We start from the raw sequence: 15,256 nt of genomic DNA, 5'->3' as shown, positions 1-15,256 counted from the left end.
CCGGCCGACGGCTCGGCCACAAGCCTCCCACCAACCCGCACGAGTCGAGAGTGAGACCTGCACCCCCATTAGGCTGGTGCGGGTGAGCGTGCGCAGCGGGCAGGACGAGCAGCAGGCGACGACCCCGACGGGGGAGAGCGCCCTTGCGCGGACCAGGCGGGCGCGTCGGATGTACCGCCTGCTGCACGAGCGCTACCCGGACGCGGACTGCGAGCTCGACTTCGGCGATGCCTACCAGCTGCTGGTGGCCACGGTGCTGTCCGCGCAGACGACGGACGTCCGGGTCAACAGGGTCACCCCGGCGCTCTTCGCCCGCTATCCGGACGCCCGCTCGCTGGCGGGCGCCGACCGGGCCGACGTCGAGGGCATCATCGCGCCGACGGGCTTCTTCCGCGCCAAGACCGAGTCCCTGCTGAAGCTGGGCGCGGCGCTCGTGGAGCGCTTCGACGGCGAGGTGCCCGGTCGCCTGACGGACCTGGTGAGCCTGCCGGGAGTCGGTCGCAAGACGGCCAACGTGGTGCTCGGCAACGCCTTCGGCGTGCCCGGGATCACGGTGGACACGCACTTCGGCCGCCTGGTCCGCCGGTTCGGCTGGACGGCGGAGGAGGACCCGGTGAAGGTCGAGCGAGAGATCGGCGAGCTCTTCCCGCGACGTGACTGGACCCAGCTCTCGCACGTGCTGATCTTCCACGGCCGCCGGACCTGCCACGCGCGGCGTCCGGCCTGCGGGGTATGCCCGGTGTCGCGTCAGTGCCCGTCCTTCGGTGCGGGGGAGACGGACCCGGAGCGGGCCGCCGGCCTGGTCCGCACCGGGCCCAGGGCGTGAGCGGTGACCATGGGCGGCCGGCCGCGCCACCGACCTGGCTGACCGACCTGGCGGCCCTGCTCCCCACCCTGCCGGGGGAGCGGTTCAGCCGGTTCCTCCCGCCGCCGGAGGGCGGGCGCCGCCACTCTGCGGTGCTGGTGCTCTTCGCCCCGGGTGCGGCGAGCCAGGGAGAGGACGACACGGCCGGCACGACGGTGGTCATCACCGAGCGCGCGCACTCGATGCGCTCGCACGCCGGGCAGCCGGCCTTCCCCGGCGGGGGGACCGAGCCCTCCGACGACGACGCGACGGCGACGGCGCTGCGGGAGGCCGAGGAGGAGGTCGGCCTGGACCCCGCGACGGTCGACGTGCTGGGACACCTGCCCACGCTGCACATCCCGGTGTCCGGCTACGACGTCACGCCGGTGCTGGCCTGGTGGCGCGAGCCGGAGCCGTCAGCGCTGTGGGCGAAGGACGAGCGGGAGGTCGCCCGGGTGGTCCAGCCCGCGGTCCGTGACCTCACCGACCCGGCGCAGCGGTTCTGGGTGCATCACCCCTCCGGCTTCGTGGGTCCGGCCTGGGAGGTGGAGGGACTGCTGGTGTGGGGCTTCACCGCCGGCATCCTGGACCGGGTGCTGGACCTGGCGGGGATCGCGCCGGCGTGGCCGGATGCACCCACCCGGGAGCTGCGGCTCTGACTCAGGAGTGCGAGGACTCGATCGCGGTGGCCCGCTGCTGGCCCTGGGCGGCCGCCTTGATCGTCTTGACGGTCTCCTTGCCCTCACGGATGGCCCGGTCCGGCTTGCCGTGGACCTTCTGCCGCTCGCTGTTGCCGATGAGGGCGAGGATGCCGGCCACGAGGAAGAGCACCCCGGCCATGATGAGCAGACCGGCCCACCACGGCAGCCAGATCGCGATGACCCCCGCCAGACCCAGCCACAGCAGCCCGAGACCGTAGAGGCCGAAGAAGGCGGCCCCGGCGAACATCCCCGCGCCCTTGCCCGCGTGGGTCACGTCCTGCTTGATCTCGGCCTTGGCCAGTTCGATCTCGCCGCGCATGATCTGCGAGACGTCCAGGGAGACGTCCGACACGAGTTGGCCCAACGACCGCTTCCCGGTCTCGCCCGTCAGCGACGTGGTGTCAGTCTTCGCAGGAGTTGCCATGCCCGCGATGGTATCCCCTGACCACCTCGGTCGCAGCCGTTGCCCGCCGCGGCGTGCGTGCCGGTCCTTCGGCCGACGTCGTCGGCGTGGTGGCCATGAGCGGAGGACAGTTCCCGGACAGCACGGTGCCCGCCCGGCACCCCCTGTTCAGTGCCGAGCGGGCACCCGTGTCGACGAACCGGTCCCGTGACAGCCGGCGGAGCCGCGCCCTCCGGAGAGGGGGCTCCTTGAGTCGATGAGTCAAGTCTGCCAGCCGCTCCGGGGTGCTCTGCGCCATTTTTGGCAAAGATTTGTTAAAGACTTCTGGGTAACCACGGTCGGCCGGCCGCGCGGTCGGGCGGTGCCCTGCGGAGCCTGCGCGGCCGCACCCTAGGGTGGGGTCGATGAGCAGGGCGGTGGAGCACGCGGTGAGTGGCCTCGCCGACCTCCCCGGGGTGCGGGAGGCCGTGGACGCCGCGCGCGCCGCGTGCACCGAGCTCCGGTGGCACGAGGGGCTGCGGCGCCGCACCCCGGAGGCCGCGGCCGAGTCGCGGGTGCGGGGCGCGACCGCCACCGCGCTCCTCGAGGGTGCCGAGCCCGCAGGCTCGGTCGGCAGTGTCGACCTGGTCAGGGATGTCATGCGCGGTGCGCTCCCCTGGGACGTGCACGAGGCGGATCCCCTGCGCCGCACCGTGGTCGCCGCGGCCCGCGTCACCGCGGCGACCGAGCGGGTGCCTGCCGCGCAGCTGAGGGCCCCGGCCCAGCTGCTCGCCCGGTTGCACACCGCGGCGGCGGCGGGCCTGGTCCCGCACGACCAGCTGGGACGCCCCCGCCGTGACGCGGAACCCACCGTGGGCGACGAGGTGCTCGGCCCGGCCCCACCGGCGGCGACGGCCTTCGCCCGGCTCGGCCTGGTCCACGAGCTGCTCCAGGAGGTGCCGACGGGCCGGGTGCCGGCCCTCGTCGTCGCGGCCGTCGCGCATGCGGAGATCGCGGTGGCGCGCCCGTTCGTCGGGGCCAACGGTCTGGTCGCCCGGGCCCTGGAGCGGATCGTGCTCCAGGTGTGCGGTGTCGACCCGACCGGCGTGGCCGTGCCGGAGGTCGGTCACGCCGATCGTGCCGGCACCGACTACCGGGGCGCCCTCGGCGCCTACGCCACGGGAGGTGGCGACGGTGTGCGGCTCTGGCTGCAGCACTGCGCCGACGCCGTGGTCCGCGGGGCGGCCGAGGGTGGGCGCGTGGCCGACGCGGTGCGTGCCGGGCGGCTCGACGCGGGGTCGGCAGCGGCTCCCGAGAGGCCCCCGGGATAGCCTCGCCGGGGCGCCGGATTCCGGGCCCTGCGTCGCCGGGACGGGTGCTCTCCCGGTGCCCGGAATGTCCAGCACCCGGGGTGTCGGGTATCGCTTGCATTGCCCCCGGCGAGTGGGGCATACTTGATGACCAGCGCTCCTCGAAAGAGTTGTAGCGCGGGTGTTCAGGGTCATCCCCCCCTGATCCTGGACACCGACGGCCCCGGCTTCCCCCCCCGCCGGGGCCGTCCCCTTTTCTGGACCGTTCACACGGTCGCCGCGTCCGGGTGCCGGACCGTGTCCACATCCCGCCAGCGGAGCGTGTGGTCGTCCACAGATCGCGCGGCGGCTCTGGTGCGGTGGTGGGCGACCGGGTCACCGTCGTCGTCATGACCACCTCATCCGCCGACTCGGCTCTGGACCAGCCTGACCTGAGAGCCGCCTTCGGTCCGTTGGCGTCCTTGATCGAGGACCCCGCCGTCACCGACGTGCTGGTCAACGGACCGGACAGCGTCTGGTGCGACCGTGGGGCGGGAGCGCACCGCACCCAGGTCCGGCTCGCCGACGACCGCAGCGTGCGACGGCTCGCGGTGCGGCTGGCCGCCCTGGCGGGTCAGCGTCTCGACGAGTCCAGCCCGTGGGTGGACGGCCTGCTCCCGCGGGGGCTCCGGCTGCACGCGGTCCTGCCCCCACTGGTGGAGGGCGGGGCTCACGTCAGCCTGCGGGTGCCGCGCCAGCGGGTGCCGTCCCTCGACGACCTCGCGGAGTGGGGCGTGGTGGACCGGCTCGGCCTCACGGTCCTCGACGCCGTCGTGGCGTCCCGTGCCTCCTTCGTGGTCAGTGGGGGGACCGGCACCGGCAAGACGACCCTCCTCGGTGCGCTGCTGTCGCGGTGCGATCCCGGTCAGCGCATCCTCGTCGTCGAGGACGTCAGGGAGCTGCGGGTGGTCCACCCGCACGTCGTCCACCTGCAGGGTCGCGCCCGCAACGTGGAGGGGCGCGGCGAGGTGACGATGACCACCCTGGTGCGCCAGTCCCTGCGCATGCGTCCGGACCGGGTCGTCGTGGGCGAGGTCCGCGGGGCCGAGGTGAGGGAGCTGCTGACAGCGCTCAACACCGGTCACGAAGGTGGCTGCGGCACGGTCCATGCCAACACCGCAGGCGACGTCGTCCCGCGCTTCGAGGCGCTGGGTGCCCTGGCGGACATGTCACGCCACGCCGTCCACGCCCAGCTGAGCAGTGCCATCGAGGTGGTGCTGCACCTCGCCCGGGACGCCCAGGGGAGGCGACGGCTGCGCGAGGTGGCACTGCTCGGGGCGGTGGCCGACCGGGGCGTCGTCGTGCGACCGGCGCTGTCCGGCGGGCCCGGCGCGTGGAGCGCGGGGGGAGCGCTGCCCGACCTGCTGGAGCGCATCGGGCTGTCACCAGAGGCCCTGCCGTGGTGACGACGCTCGAGCAGATCGGCACCGGGTGGTTGGTCCCCGCCCTGGCGGTCACCGCGGGTGCCGCCGTGCTGGTGCTGCTGCGGGGTGCGCCGGACCTGGCTCGGGAGCAGGCGGGCGCCTCCGGCCGCCCCGGCGCTCCCGGCCGCCCTAGGGCTGGCGCCGGCGCTCTCCTGCGGCGGGTGCTGCCCGGGACCGCCGCACGGGCTGGCCTCGACCGGCGCACCGCCGAGGAGCTCGACGTCGTGGACACCATCGCGGCCGCTCTCGAGACGGGCCTCCCGGTGCCACGAGCCGTGGCGCTCGCCACGGACGGTCGGCCACGCGCGCACCCTGGGCGGGCGACGGACTGGGAGGCCCTCGCCCGCGCCTCGCTCGACGGACAGAGCCTGGTCCCGACGTGGGAGCGGGTCGCCCGGAGCAGCGACAGCCCCACGCTGTCCAGCGTGGCACGGGCGTGGCAGGTCGCCTCGCGGACGGGTGCTCCGCTGGCGGCGGCCCTGCGGGTCAGTGCGCATGCCGCCCGGGAGAGACAGCGGCTCGAGCGTGCTGTCGACACGGCCAGCGCGGGGGCGCGGGCCACCGCCACCGTGCTGACCTGGCTCCCGCTGGCGGGCATCGGTCTGTCGGCAGTGGTGGGCATCGGCCCGGCCTCGCTCTACGCCACACCCGTCGCGTGGGCCTGCCTCGCGGCCGGAGCGACGTTGCTGCTGGTCGGGCAGGTCATGGTCCGCCGCCTCATGGTCACCGTCCTGCAGGACGTGCGATGAGAGGGTGCCACCTGCGCCGAGGTCGACGATGAGCTCCGGGATGCTGCTGACCCTGGTGACGCTGACGGCGGCCCTGATCCCGCTCGCCGGGTGGGGCGCCCCGGAGCGCGGGTGGACGCCGCGGCCCCGGAGCGCACGCGGGCGACGGGGCGTGGGGTCGAGCGCCGCCGGGGTCGCCGAGGCGATGGACCTGCTGGCGCTCTCGCTGGAGGGCGGCGCCGGTCTCGGCGCCGCGACCCGCACCGTCGCGGCGACCTTGGAGGGTCCGCTCCGCGAGGAGCTCGACGGGGTCGGGAGGTCGCTGCAGGAGGGCGTCGACGCGGGGCCGAGCTGGGAGGCCGCCGGGCCACGATGGTCGCCGGCCCGACGCTCCCTGGAGCTGGCTGCGCTCGCCGGGGTGCCGCCCGGCCCGGCCCTGCGACAGGCTGCCACCGATCTTCGCCGGGAGACCGTCGCGCGGGTCGAGGCCGCCACGGCCCGCCTCGGCGTCCGCCTGGTCGTGCCGCTCGGGCTGGCCTTCCTGCCGGCCTTCGTGCTGACCACCGTGGCGCCGCTCGTCCTCGCCTTGGTCCAGGACCTGTCCTGGTGAGGCCCCAGACCCGGTCGCGACGCGGCCGTGACGCGTGCCCCCGACCGGGGGTGCGCCCATCCACAAGGAGGGGAAACATGAAGAAGTCCACCATCCACCTGCGCCGAGCCGTGCGCGAGCTGCGCGAGCGGGGCGACGCCGGGATGACGACGGCGGAGTATGCCGTCGGCACCATCGCGGCCTGCGCCTTCGCGGCGGTGCTGCTGGCGATCCTGAAGTCTGGTGCGATCAAGGGCGTGGTGACGTCGGTGATCACGACAGCGCTGTCGGTCTCGCTGTGAGGGCTCGCGGGCGCCTGACGCGGGAGGGCGGCATGGTGAGCGCCGAGCTGGCCCTGACCATCCCGTCGATCCTGCTGGTGCTCGCGATCTGCCTGACCGCGCTCAGCCTGGGCGTGGACCAGGTCCGGTGCGAGGATGCGGCGCGCGTCGCGGCGCGCGCCGCATCCCGTGGCGAGCCGACGGAGACGGTCCAGGACCTCGCGAGGTCCAGAGCCCCCGTCGGGGCACGGGTCAGCGTGCTCGCGGACGACGAAGGAGCACGGGTCGAGGTCCGGGCCAGGCCGCGCGTCCGCCTGCTGCCGGCTCTGCCCGGTGCGCGGGCCAGCGCCAGGGCGCTGTGGGAGCCGGGGGTCGGTCCGTGAGGAGGTCGGGGGAGGCCGGCTCGGCCACCGTGCTCGCCGTCGGGGTCATCGCCGCGGTGATGACCGTCCTGCTCGGAGGCCTGGCGGTGGTGGCGGTCCTCGTGGCCGGCCAGCAGGCCAGGACCGCGGCGGACCTGTCCGCGCTGGCGGCTGCCGGCGCGGTGGTCGAGGGTGCGGACGAGGCGGGTGCGTGCGCCACGGCCCGGCGGGTCGCAGACCGGCACGGAGCGCAGATCGTGACCTGCGCGCTCACCCGCGCCTCGGACCGACCCTGGCCCGAGGTGGCGCTCGAGGCGGCCCGACCGGTAGCGGACACACCGTGGACCCTCACCGCCCGGTCCCGTGCAGGGATGGTCCCTGCTCGGACCACTCCCAGGAGATCTCGAGCCGCCTCGCGGCAGTCCGCTGGTCCACCATGTGGGCGGCGTGCTCGGCGTTGACGGTCAGCCCCCGCTGCGGCTCGTCCCCGGCCCGCCCGAAGCATCGAGCGGGCACCCTGGACCGGTCGAAGACCGCGGTGATCAGTGCCGTCGTCGCGCCCTGCGGGATGAACCTTCCGTGGCGGTGCCGCACCGCAGCGGTCCGGTCGACGACCTCGTACTCCACGACGTGGTGCTGACCGAGGAGCAACGGTGCGGTGAAGAGCAGCTCGGCCACGATGACCGGTGCCGACGGGTGCCGCCGCACCCGGCCGACCCGACAGCCCCAGACGGCCCGCAGGCCGAGCAGGCTGCTCGAGGTCCCGTCAGGACCCACGTAGACGGCGGTGTAGCGGTCGGGGAACCCGGCGCTGGCCTCCACCACGATGCGGGTGCGGATCGACTGGAGGTGACCGCGGGCGTCCACGGTGACCGTCTCGTCGACAGCCCGGGTCGTCAGCACCCCCGCCGACCGCTGCATGAGCGGCATCAGGGTCTCGGCCACGCTGCCCGACGTCGGCCGTCCGACCGCCGCCAGCAGGGCGGCCGCTCCCGGGTGCGTCCACCTGCCCCGCGGTCGGTGCGGCCCGAGCAACGAGACCAGGCTGCCGGGTGCCAGCCCGGCCATGCGCTCGATCTCCCGGACGGCCTGCAGGGAGGTGGCCCGCTCCGGCCGGCTGCGCCCGGTCTGCCAGTGGCTGAGCGTCGACAGACTCACGGACAGGCCACGTCGGCGGAGCCGCTCGCGCACGCGCTCCAACGTCAGTCCGCTGCTGACGAGGGCGTCGCGCAGGGCCGCGTCGAACGGACCCGTGTGCCCGACGCCGCGCGCCGGTGGTGGTTGCGTCCCTGTCATCCCCGACCTCCTCCCAGTGAGGGGCCATCGTGGCGCTCATCTGCGAGTGCCGCCAACGCTCAGCCGTGAACTTTCACAGTTGGCGGGGAGGTGCCGGGCGAACCGCCGAGTCCCGGAACGGCTCGGCGTTCGAGCGTGCGGCCCTGCGGCGTGCCCGAGAAGTTTCACAGTTTGCTGGCGGGCGGATGGCATCTCCTGAGCGCGCGAGGTCTCGTGGCTTGACCTCACCCCGGAGGGTGGGGTGAAGTCAGGTCGTCACCGGAGGCACGGGTGGGACGTTCCAGGGGCGGGGCGATCCCGACGCGTGGGACTCGACTGCAGGGGGGTTGAGTCCGCCACCTCTGGTTCCACCGTGGCCGGCGCCGCCGCCGAGGGCAGTCTCGACCCCCGCCGGTGCTGACTGGCGTCAGTCAGCCGTGGTCGGGGGACTGCCCACCCGGTCCGGCGCCGGCCGCGCCACCCTGGCCGCGGCTGCCGGTCCTGGGCAGCAACGGCCCGTCCTGGGTGCTGGTGCTCGCGGCCGGGCGGTCCGTCGACCCGGACGTCGTCGCCGAGCCGCCGGAGCTGGACTGACCCAGGCGGGCGGCGTCCCGGTCCCGCTCGGCACGACGGTCGGAGTCCTTCGCCTGGCGGCGCAGGTCGCGCACCTCCCGTGCCCTCCGCGCCTTGGCGCGGGTGCCGACGGCCAGCAGCCAGAGGCCGCAGGTGGCCGCGGCCAGCGTGATCCCGCCGACGGTGAACAGCCAGATCGGCGTGATCTCGACATTCAGCACGCCGTAGGAGATGGCGATCGGGTCCATGCCGCGGGTCGCGAGCCACATGTAGACGACCACGGCGGCGGCGACGATCAGCAGGATCAGGGCGAAGACGACCATGGTGGACCTTTCTGAGCTGCGGTGCTCCGCACCGACGGCCGACGTGGACGGGGAGGCCAGCCCCTCGGGCCGAGACTAGCGCAGAAGGGGACCCTCGTCGCCGCACCTAGCCCGTCGGCACGACGACGTGGCGCTCGCTGAGCAGGTGCTCCAGCACGGCGACCGCACCCGGCTTGTCGAGCGGCTCGTTGCCGTTGCCGCACTTGGGGGACTGGACGCAGGCCGGGCACCCCGCCGCGCACGGACAGCGCTGCACCAGGTCGCGGGTCGCCGCCAGCCAGCGGACCACCTCCTGGAAACCCCGGCGGCTGAAGCCCGCGCCGCCCGGGTAGCCGTCGTAGACCATCACGGTCGGCGCTGCCGTGTCCGGGTGCGCCGGCGTCGAGACCCCGCCGAGGTCCCACCGGTCGCACGTGGCCAGCAGCGGCAGCATCCCGATCGAGGCGTGCTCCGCGGCGTGCAGCGCCCCGGGAACGTCCTGCTCGCCGACCCCGGCCAGGGCGAGCTCCTCGAGCGGAAGGGTCCACCAGACGGCCTGCGTGAGCAGGGTGCGCTCGGGCAGTGCCAGGGGGTGCGTGCCGATGACGGTGCCGTCCGGGAGCACGCGCTGGAAGGAGGTGACCCGGGTGGTCACCTCCACCCGACCGCACGCCACCGTCGCGGCGCCCCACCTGAGCTGCTCCCGGGTGTCGCGGATCGTGAACGTGCTCTCGCTCCGTGCGCGGGTGGTCCACCCCGGGTCCCCCGCCACGACCAGGGCGGTGGCCCCCTCGACGTCCAGCTCGGTGACCACGTGGGGCTGGCCCTGGTGGACGTAGACGGCCCCCTCGTGCACGGTGCTGTGCGCCCGCGACTCGTCCACCGTGCCCAGCACCCGCCCGCTGCGCGCGTCGACGATCTGCACCGTCGTGCCCACCCCGCGCAGCTGCACGTGGTCGCCGGCCCGGTCCGGCCGGGCCCAGTACCACCCGGTGGGTCTGGCCCGCAGCACACCGCCGACGACCAGCTGCTCGGCGATCCCGGGCAGACCCGGCCCGAACCACCGCTCGTCCTCCCTGGTCAGCGGCAGCTCGGCCGCGGCGGCGGCCAGCTGCGGACCGAGGACGTAGGGGTTCTCCGGGTCCACCGCGCAGGTCTCGACCGGCGCGTCGAAGATCAGCTCCGGGTGAGCCAGCAGATAGCTGTCCAACGGGTCGTCCGCCGGCACGAAGACGGCCAGCGACGGTGCCCCGCTCCGACCCGCACGACCCACCTGCTGCCAGAACGAGGCCCGGGTGCCGGGCCACCCGGCGATGACCACCGCGTCCAGACCGGCGATGTCGATCCCGAGCTCCAGGGCGCTCGTCGCCGCCAGCCCCATGACGGACCGGGACCGCAGACCGGACTCCAGCGCGCGGCGCTCCTCCGGGAGGTAGCCACCGCGGTAGCCGGCCACCCTCGGTGCCGGGGCGGAGGGATCTGCCGGGTGGGCCTCCAGCGCCTCCCGCGCCCGGGAGGCGACCTGCTCGACGCCGACGCGCGACCTCGCGAAGGCGACGGTCTGGACCCCGGACCGGACCAGGTCGGTCAGCAGGTCGGCCGCCTCGCCCACGGTGCTGCGTCGGCGCCCGTCACCGGTCTCGCCGGGCTGCCAGAGCGCGACCAGCGTCTCCCGCCGGGGCGAGCCGTCCCTGGTGACCGCGACGACGTGCTGCCCGACCAGCGCCCGGCCCAGCGCCTCGGGCTCGGCCACCGTCGCGGACGCGAGGATGACCGTAGGGGTGGCGCCGTAGCGCGCCGCGACCCGCAGCAGCCGGCGCAGGACGGCCGAGACGTGAGCGCCGAAGACACCGCGGTAGACATGGCACTCGTCGACGACGACATAGCGCAGGGCCCGCAGGAAGGGTGCCCAGCGTGCGTGGCCCGGCAGCAGGGTGTGGTGCAGCAGGTCCGGGTTGGTCAGGACGTAGTGGGCGTGCTCCCGGATCCACCGGCGCTCCTCACCAGGGGTGTCCCCGTCCAGCCTCGCCACGCGGATGCCCGGCACGGCGAGGGAGCGCAGCCGCGTCTCCTGGTCGGCCCCCAGCGCCTTGGTCGGGGCGAGGTAGAGCGCCGTGGCGCCCCTGCCGGTGAGCGCCTCCCCGCCCTCGCAGAGGGCGGTCAGGACCGGGAGCAGGTAGCCCAGCGACTTGCCCGAGGCGGTCCCGGTGGCGACCAGCACGTGCTGGCCCGAGCGCGCGAGCTCGGCGACGGTGGCCTGGTGCTCCCACAGGGCGTCGATGCCCTCCCCGGACAGGGCGGCCGCGACCGGTGGCGCGCACCAGGACGGCCACGGGACCACGCTGCCCTCGCGCGCCGGGACGGTCCGGGCATACCGCAGCCGGTCGCCCCGCGGCCCTCGGGCCAGGCGGTCGAGGGCGGCCTGCGGGTCGAACGGGGCGGCCTGGGTGTCGTCCATCTCGCGCCCACGCTACGCCGGGCGACCGACGGACCCGGCAGCACGCGCTGGGCGGGGCGGGCTAGGTCTGGACGCCGCGCATCACTACAGTGACGTCATCCGACCGATGTCCCGCGGCTCGTCCGCGCCGTCGCCCGCAAGGACGCGGGCAGCCCCAGGAGGCACACATGTCCCCAGTCGCCGCCGCGAGCGAGGCCTCGCTCTCCGGAGCTGACACCTCGATCGTCATCGTGGTGCTGTGCATCGCCCTCGTCGCCCTCGTCATGGGCTTCATGTTCCGCAAGGAGGTGCTGGCGGCCTCTCCGGGCACCGACTCGATGCGCGAGATCGGCGGCGCCGTGCAGGAGGGCGCGTCGGCCTACCTCGGCCGGCAGTTCCGCACCCTGGGCATCTTCGCGGTGGTGGCGTTCTTCCTCCTCATGGCCCTCCCGGCCGACGACCTGATGATCCGGATCGGGCGGTCGGTGGCCTTCATCTTCGGCGCCGGCTTCTCCGCCTTCATCGGCTGGCTGGGGATGAACCTCGCCACCGCGGCCAACATGCGCGTGGCGGAGGCGGCCCGCACGACCGGTCGGGACGACGGCATGCGGATCGCCTTCCGGACCGGCGGCACGGTGGGTATGGCCACGGTCGGGCTCGGTCTGCTCGGTGCCGCCATGGTGGTGCTGGTCTACCAGGGTGACGCGGCCAAGGTGCTCGAGGGCTTCGGCTTCGGCGCCGCCCTGCTGGCGATGTTCATGCGTGTCGGCGGTGGCATCTTCACCAAGGCGGCCGACGTGGGCGCCGACCTGGTCGGCAAGGTCGAGGCGGGGATCCCCGAGGACGACCCACGCAACGCCGCGACCATCGCCGACAACGTGGGGGACAACGTCGGCGACTGCGCCGGCATGGCCGCCGACCTGTTCGAGTCGTATGCCGTCACCCTCGTCGCGGCCCTCATCCTCGGCACCGCGGCGCTCGGCTCCGAGGGCGGGCTGACCTTCCCGCTCGTCATCCCGGCGATCGGCGTGCTGACCGCCATCCTCGGCGTGTTCATCACCAAGGCCCGCGCGGGCGAGAACGGCCTGCGCGCCATCAACCGCAGCTTCTACATCTCCGCCGGCATCGCGGCGGTCGCCTCGGTCGTCGCGGCGTTCGTCTTCCTGCCGGGCGAGCTGTCGGTCGACAGCGGCTTCGAGCTGGGCCTCGGCACCGAGGCCGGCACGGTGAACGCCGCCATGGGGGCGGCCACGGCCGTCGTCATCGGCATCGTGCTCGCGGCCTTCATCCTCTGGCTGACCGGCTACTTCACCGGCACCGAGACCAAGCCCACCAACGACGTGGCGCGCACCTCGCTCACCGGCCCGGCGACCGTGGTGCTCTCCGGGATCGGCGTCGGTCTGGAGTCGGCGGTCTACACCGCGGTGACCATCGCGGCGGCGATCTTCGCGATCTTCACCCTGGGCGGCGGCTCGCTCATCCTGTCCCTGTTCTACGTCGCGCTCGCCGGCTGCGGGCTGCTGACCACGGTCGGCGTCATCGTGGCCATGGACACCTTCGGCCCGGTCTCCGACAACGCGCAGGGCATCGCCGAGATGTCCGGCGACGTCGACGGCGACGCCGCCCAGATCCTCACCGAGCTGGACGCCGTCGGCAACACGACCAAGGCGATCACCAAGGGCATCGCCATCGCGACGGCGGTGCTCGCCGCCACGGCGCTGTTCGGCTCCTACCTGGACGCCATCCTGCAGGCCCTGGAGCAGGCCGGGGACGTCAGCGGCGACGTCCTGCAGTCCTTCCTCGTCTTCGACCCGCGGGCGCTGGTCGGCGTCCTCATCGGCGGCTCGGTCGTCTTCCTCTTCTCCGGGCTGGCGATCAACGCGGTCACCCGCGCGGCCGGGGCCATCGTCTTCGAGGTGCGGCGGCAGTTCCGCGACAAGCCGGGGATCATGGACTACACGGAGAAGCCGGAGTATGCCCGGGTCGTGGACATCTGCACCCGCGACTCGCTGCGTGAGCTCGCCACCCCGGGCCTGCTGGCCGTCTTCGCCCCGATCGCGGTCGGCTTCGGTCTCGGGGTCGGCGCGCTGGCCGGCTACCTGGCCGGCGCGATCGGCACCGGCGTCCTCATGGCCGTCTTCCTCGCCAACGCCGGTGGCGCCTGGGACAACGCGAAGAAGATCGTCGAGGACGGCAACTTCGGCGGCAAGGGCACCGCGGCGCACGAGGCGACCGTCATCGGTGACACCGTCGGCGACCCGTTCAAGGACACCGCGGGCCCGGCCATCAACCCGCTGATCAAGGTCATGAACCTGGTGGCCCTGCTCATCGCCCCCGCCATCATCGGGCTCACCTACGGCGAGGGCGCCAACGACGTCATCCGGTGGGGCATCGCGATCGTGGCCTTCGCCGTGATCGTGGCCGCCGTGGTGGTCTCCAAGCGCCGGGACATCGCGATCGGTGACAGCGAGCCGGTGGCGGCGGTGGAGAGCTGAGCCTTCCGCCGCCGGCCTCCGGGCCGGAGCACGCGGCAGCGCTCGCGGGGCTGCGGGCCGACCTGACGCAGGTCGACTACACCGTCGACCGGCTCGCGCAGGTGCTCGGTCCGGTGGCGGTGGCCGCCCTGCACCGGGAGCAGCCGCTGCCGGCGCTGCGCGCCACGGCCGACGCGACCGATCCGGTGGCGGTGCTGTGCCGGCTCTTCGCCCTCGGTGTGCCGGTGCAGCCCGCGCTCCTCGACGCCGCGCTCCCGCGCACCGGGGCCGCGGGACTGCGTCGGCTGGGCCTCGTGGCCGAGCGGGAGGGCGCGGTCGTCGCCGCCTGCGACCTGCGCCCCTATGCCACCGAGCAGGACGGCTGGTGGGTGGTGTCGGACCGCTCCGAGCTCGCGACCGCGGGCCCGTTGCCGACCGACCACGTCCTGGGGATCGGCGGTGCCTCCGCCACCCTGGCCAGCTGGACCCCCAGGCCCCGGGTCGAGCGGGCGCTGGACGTCGGCACCGGCAGCGGCGTGCAGGTGCTGCACCTGGCCGGGCACGCGGCATACCTCGTCGCCTCCGACCTGTCCGAGCGCGCCCTGGACTTCGCCCGGTTCACGCTGGCGCTCAACGAGATCGACGCCGACCTGCGGTCCGGCAGCCTGCTCGAGCCGGTCGCCGGGGAGCGGTTCGACCTCGTGGTCAGCAACCCGCCCTTCGTCATCACCCCCCGCCGGCCGGGGGTGCCGCGCTACGAGTACCGCGACGGGGGTCGCGCGGGTGACGCCCTCGTGGCCGGGCTGGTCCGCGACCTGGCCGCGCACCTGCGGCCCGGCGGGATCGGCCAGCTGCTGGCCAACTGGGAGCTCAGGGCCGACGAGGAGTGGACCGAGCACGTGGCGACGTGGTTCGACGGGACCGGCCTGGACGTCTGGGTGGTGCAGCGGGAGGAGCAGGACGTCGCCGACTACGCCGAGACGTGGGCGCGGGACGGCGGGCACCAACCCGACACCCCCGAGTTCGAGGCGCTGTATGCCGCGTGGCTGGACGACTTCGCCGAGCGCGGGGTGGAGCGGCTCGGCTTCGGCGTGGTGACGGTGCAGCGGCCGTCCACCGACCGCGAGCCGTGGACCGACCTGGTGGACGTGCGCTCCCCGGTCGCCTCGCCCATGGGTCCGGCCGTGCTGGCCGGCCTGCGCGCCCGGACCTGGTTGGCCGAGCACGACGACGAGGCGTTGCTGGACACCCCGTGGCAGGTCGCCGACGACGTCACCGAGGAGCGGATCGGTGCGCCGGGCGCCGCGCACCCGAACGTCATCCAGGTGCGCCAGGGGACGGGTCTGCGTCGCACCGTGACGCTGGACACCCTCGGCGCCGGGTTCGTCGGGGCCTGCGACGGAGAGCTGACCGCGCGGCAGCTGTGCGCCGGGCTCGCCGTGCTGACCGAGCAGGAGCCGCAGGCCGTCGCGCAGGTGGTGCTCCCGGTGCTTCGGGACCTGGTCAAGGACGGTCTGCTGCGGTGAGCGGGCGCC

General features: G+C 74.4%; 15 protein-coding genes. 11 read left to right on the top strand and 4 right to left on the bottom strand.

What is annotated here, in order from left to right; translation table 11 throughout:
- The first annotated feature begins 169 nt into the window (after positions 1-169).
- Together nth and FXF60_RS09710 are read left to right on the top strand one after the other, a co-directional pair.
- Positions 170-826 carry an endonuclease III gene (nth, locus tag FXF60_RS09715; protein WP_151525779.1) on the top strand — a complete coding sequence of 219 codons (657 nt, stop codon included), beginning with the start codon at positions 170-172 and terminating at the stop codon, positions 824-826.
- Positions 823-1,503 (top strand): NUDIX hydrolase, encoded by a 681-nt coding sequence (locus FXF60_RS09710; protein WP_238335796.1) that lies wholly within the window; start codon positions 823-825, stop codon positions 1,501-1,503. Before nth ends, FXF60_RS09710 begins: the two co-directional genes overlap by 4 nt.
- 1 nt (position 1,504) lies before the next feature.
- Here FXF60_RS09710 and FXF60_RS09705 read toward each other — a convergent pair whose 3' ends face one another.
- The gene (locus FXF60_RS09705; RefSeq protein WP_151525758.1) at positions 1,505-1,969 is read right to left on the bottom strand and encodes a phage holin family protein; all 465 of its coding nucleotides are present in this window, start codon (positions 1,967-1,969) and stop codon (positions 1,505-1,507) included.
- Between the two features lie 383 nt (positions 1,970-2,352).
- Between FXF60_RS09705 and FXF60_RS09700 the strand changes: the two genes are divergently transcribed.
- From FXF60_RS09700 to FXF60_RS16975, 7 genes are all read left to right on the top strand, one after another.
- Positions 2,353-3,258, top strand: coding sequence for a Fic family protein (locus tag FXF60_RS09700; protein WP_151525757.1), 906 nt, complete (start codon positions 2,353-2,355; stop codon positions 3,256-3,258).
- A gap of 368 nt (positions 3,259-3,626) precedes the next feature.
- On the top strand, positions 3,627-4,682 hold the full coding sequence (locus tag FXF60_RS09695) for a TadA family conjugal transfer-associated ATPase (protein ID WP_151525756.1): 1,056 nt from the start codon (positions 3,627-3,629) through the stop codon (positions 4,680-4,682).
- Positions 4,676-5,449 carry a type II secretion system F family protein gene (locus tag FXF60_RS09690; RefSeq protein WP_151525755.1) on the top strand — a complete coding sequence of 258 codons (774 nt, stop codon included), beginning with the start codon at positions 4,676-4,678 and terminating at the stop codon, positions 5,447-5,449. Before FXF60_RS09695 ends, FXF60_RS09690 begins: the two co-directional genes overlap by 7 nt.
- Positions 5,450-5,477: 28 nt before the next feature.
- Entirely contained in the window at positions 5,478-6,038 is a 561-nt protein-coding gene (locus tag FXF60_RS09685) for a type II secretion system F family protein (protein WP_151525754.1), read from the top strand.
- A 77-nt stretch (positions 6,039-6,115) separates the two neighbouring features.
- Positions 6,116-6,319, top strand: coding sequence for a DUF4244 domain-containing protein (locus tag FXF60_RS09680; RefSeq protein ID WP_151525753.1), 204 nt, complete (start codon positions 6,116-6,118; stop codon positions 6,317-6,319).
- Positions 6,320-6,351: 32 nt separating this feature from the next.
- Positions 6,352-6,681 (top strand): TadE family type IV pilus minor pilin, encoded by a 330-nt coding sequence (locus FXF60_RS09675; RefSeq protein ID WP_151525752.1) that lies wholly within the window; start codon positions 6,352-6,354, stop codon positions 6,679-6,681.
- Between the two features lie 59 nt (positions 6,682-6,740).
- Positions 6,741-7,121, top strand: coding sequence for a hypothetical protein (locus FXF60_RS16975; RefSeq protein ID WP_367889962.1), 381 nt, complete (start codon positions 6,741-6,743; stop codon positions 7,119-7,121).
- On the opposite strand, the gene FXF60_RS09665 is transcribed toward FXF60_RS16975, so the two are convergent.
- The 3 genes from FXF60_RS09665 to FXF60_RS09655 form a co-directional block, all read right to left on the bottom strand.
- Complete coding sequence (locus FXF60_RS09665) at positions 7,009-7,956, bottom strand: hypothetical protein (RefSeq protein WP_151525750.1); 948 nt, start codon at positions 7,954-7,956, stop codon at positions 7,009-7,011. The two genes, FXF60_RS16975 and FXF60_RS09665, sit on opposite strands and share 113 nt — an antisense overlap.
- Positions 7,957-8,366: 410 nt before the next feature.
- A complete protein-coding gene (locus FXF60_RS09660) occupies positions 8,367-8,831 on the bottom strand; it encodes a hypothetical protein (protein WP_151525749.1) in 465 nt (154 codons plus the stop codon).
- Positions 8,832-8,937: 106 nt separating this feature from the next.
- Positions 8,938-11,268 carry a DEAD/DEAH box helicase gene (locus FXF60_RS09655; protein ID WP_151525748.1) on the bottom strand — a complete coding sequence of 777 codons (2,331 nt, stop codon included), beginning with the start codon at positions 11,266-11,268 and terminating at the stop codon, positions 8,938-8,940.
- Between the two features lie 167 nt (positions 11,269-11,435).
- Here FXF60_RS09655 and FXF60_RS09650 point away from each other — a divergent pair, with 167 nt between their 5' ends.
- On the top strand, positions 11,436-13,742 hold the full coding sequence (locus FXF60_RS09650) for a sodium-translocating pyrophosphatase (protein ID WP_151525747.1): 2,307 nt from the start codon (positions 11,436-11,438) through the stop codon (positions 13,740-13,742).
- The gene (locus FXF60_RS09645; protein WP_192796680.1) at positions 13,739-15,247 is read left to right on the top strand and encodes a DUF7059 domain-containing protein; all 1,509 of its coding nucleotides are present in this window, start codon (positions 13,739-13,741) and stop codon (positions 15,245-15,247) included. The genes FXF60_RS09650 and FXF60_RS09645 overlap by 4 nt, the downstream gene beginning before the upstream one ends.
- Positions 15,248-15,256: the final 9 nt, after the last annotated feature.

Source organism: Serinicoccus kebangsaanensis (assembly GCF_008919445.1).
In the GTDB taxonomy this organism is placed as follows: domain Bacteria; phylum Actinomycetota; class Actinomycetes; order Actinomycetales; family Dermatophilaceae; genus Ornithinicoccus; species Ornithinicoccus kebangsaanensis.
Note: the sequence above shows the minus strand (reverse complement) of the source record. Positions and strands in the feature narration are given on the sequence as shown.

What these genes read in the sequence shown, in the direction of transcription:
- nth (WP_151525779.1), top strand. Translation starts at nt 170, where the DNA reads ATGTACCGCCTGCTGCACGAGCGCTACCCGGACGCGGACTGCGAGCTC.
- FXF60_RS09705 (WP_151525758.1), bottom strand. Translation starts at nt 1,969, where the DNA reads ATGGCAACTCCTGCGAAGACTGACACCACGTCGCTGACGGGCGAGACC.
- FXF60_RS09700 (WP_151525757.1), top strand. Translation starts at nt 2,353, where the DNA reads ATGAGCAGGGCGGTGGAGCACGCGGTGAGTGGCCTCGCCGACCTCCCC.
- FXF60_RS09695 (WP_151525756.1), top strand. Translation starts at nt 3,627, where the DNA reads ATGACCACCTCATCCGCCGACTCGGCTCTGGACCAGCCTGACCTGAGA.
- FXF60_RS09685 (WP_151525754.1), top strand. Translation starts at nt 5,478, where the DNA reads ATGAGCTCCGGGATGCTGCTGACCCTGGTGACGCTGACGGCGGCCCTG.
- FXF60_RS09680 (WP_151525753.1), top strand. Translation starts at nt 6,116, where the DNA reads ATGAAGAAGTCCACCATCCACCTGCGCCGAGCCGTGCGCGAGCTGCGC.
- FXF60_RS09675 (WP_151525752.1), top strand. Translation starts at nt 6,352, where the DNA reads ATGGTGAGCGCCGAGCTGGCCCTGACCATCCCGTCGATCCTGCTGGTG.
- FXF60_RS16975 (WP_367889962.1), top strand. Translation starts at nt 6,741, where the DNA reads ATGACCGTCCTGCTCGGAGGCCTGGCGGTGGTGGCGGTCCTCGTGGCC.
- FXF60_RS09665 (WP_151525750.1), bottom strand. Translation starts at nt 7,956, where the DNA reads ATGACAGGGACGCAACCACCACCGGCGCGCGGCGTCGGGCACACGGGT.
- FXF60_RS09660 (WP_151525749.1), bottom strand. Translation starts at nt 8,831, where the DNA reads ATGGTCGTCTTCGCCCTGATCCTGCTGATCGTCGCCGCCGCCGTGGTC.
- FXF60_RS09655 (WP_151525748.1), bottom strand. Translation starts at nt 11,268, where the DNA reads ATGGACGACACCCAGGCCGCCCCGTTCGACCCGCAGGCCGCCCTCGAC.
- FXF60_RS09650 (WP_151525747.1), top strand. Translation starts at nt 11,436, where the DNA reads ATGTCCCCAGTCGCCGCCGCGAGCGAGGCCTCGCTCTCCGGAGCTGAC.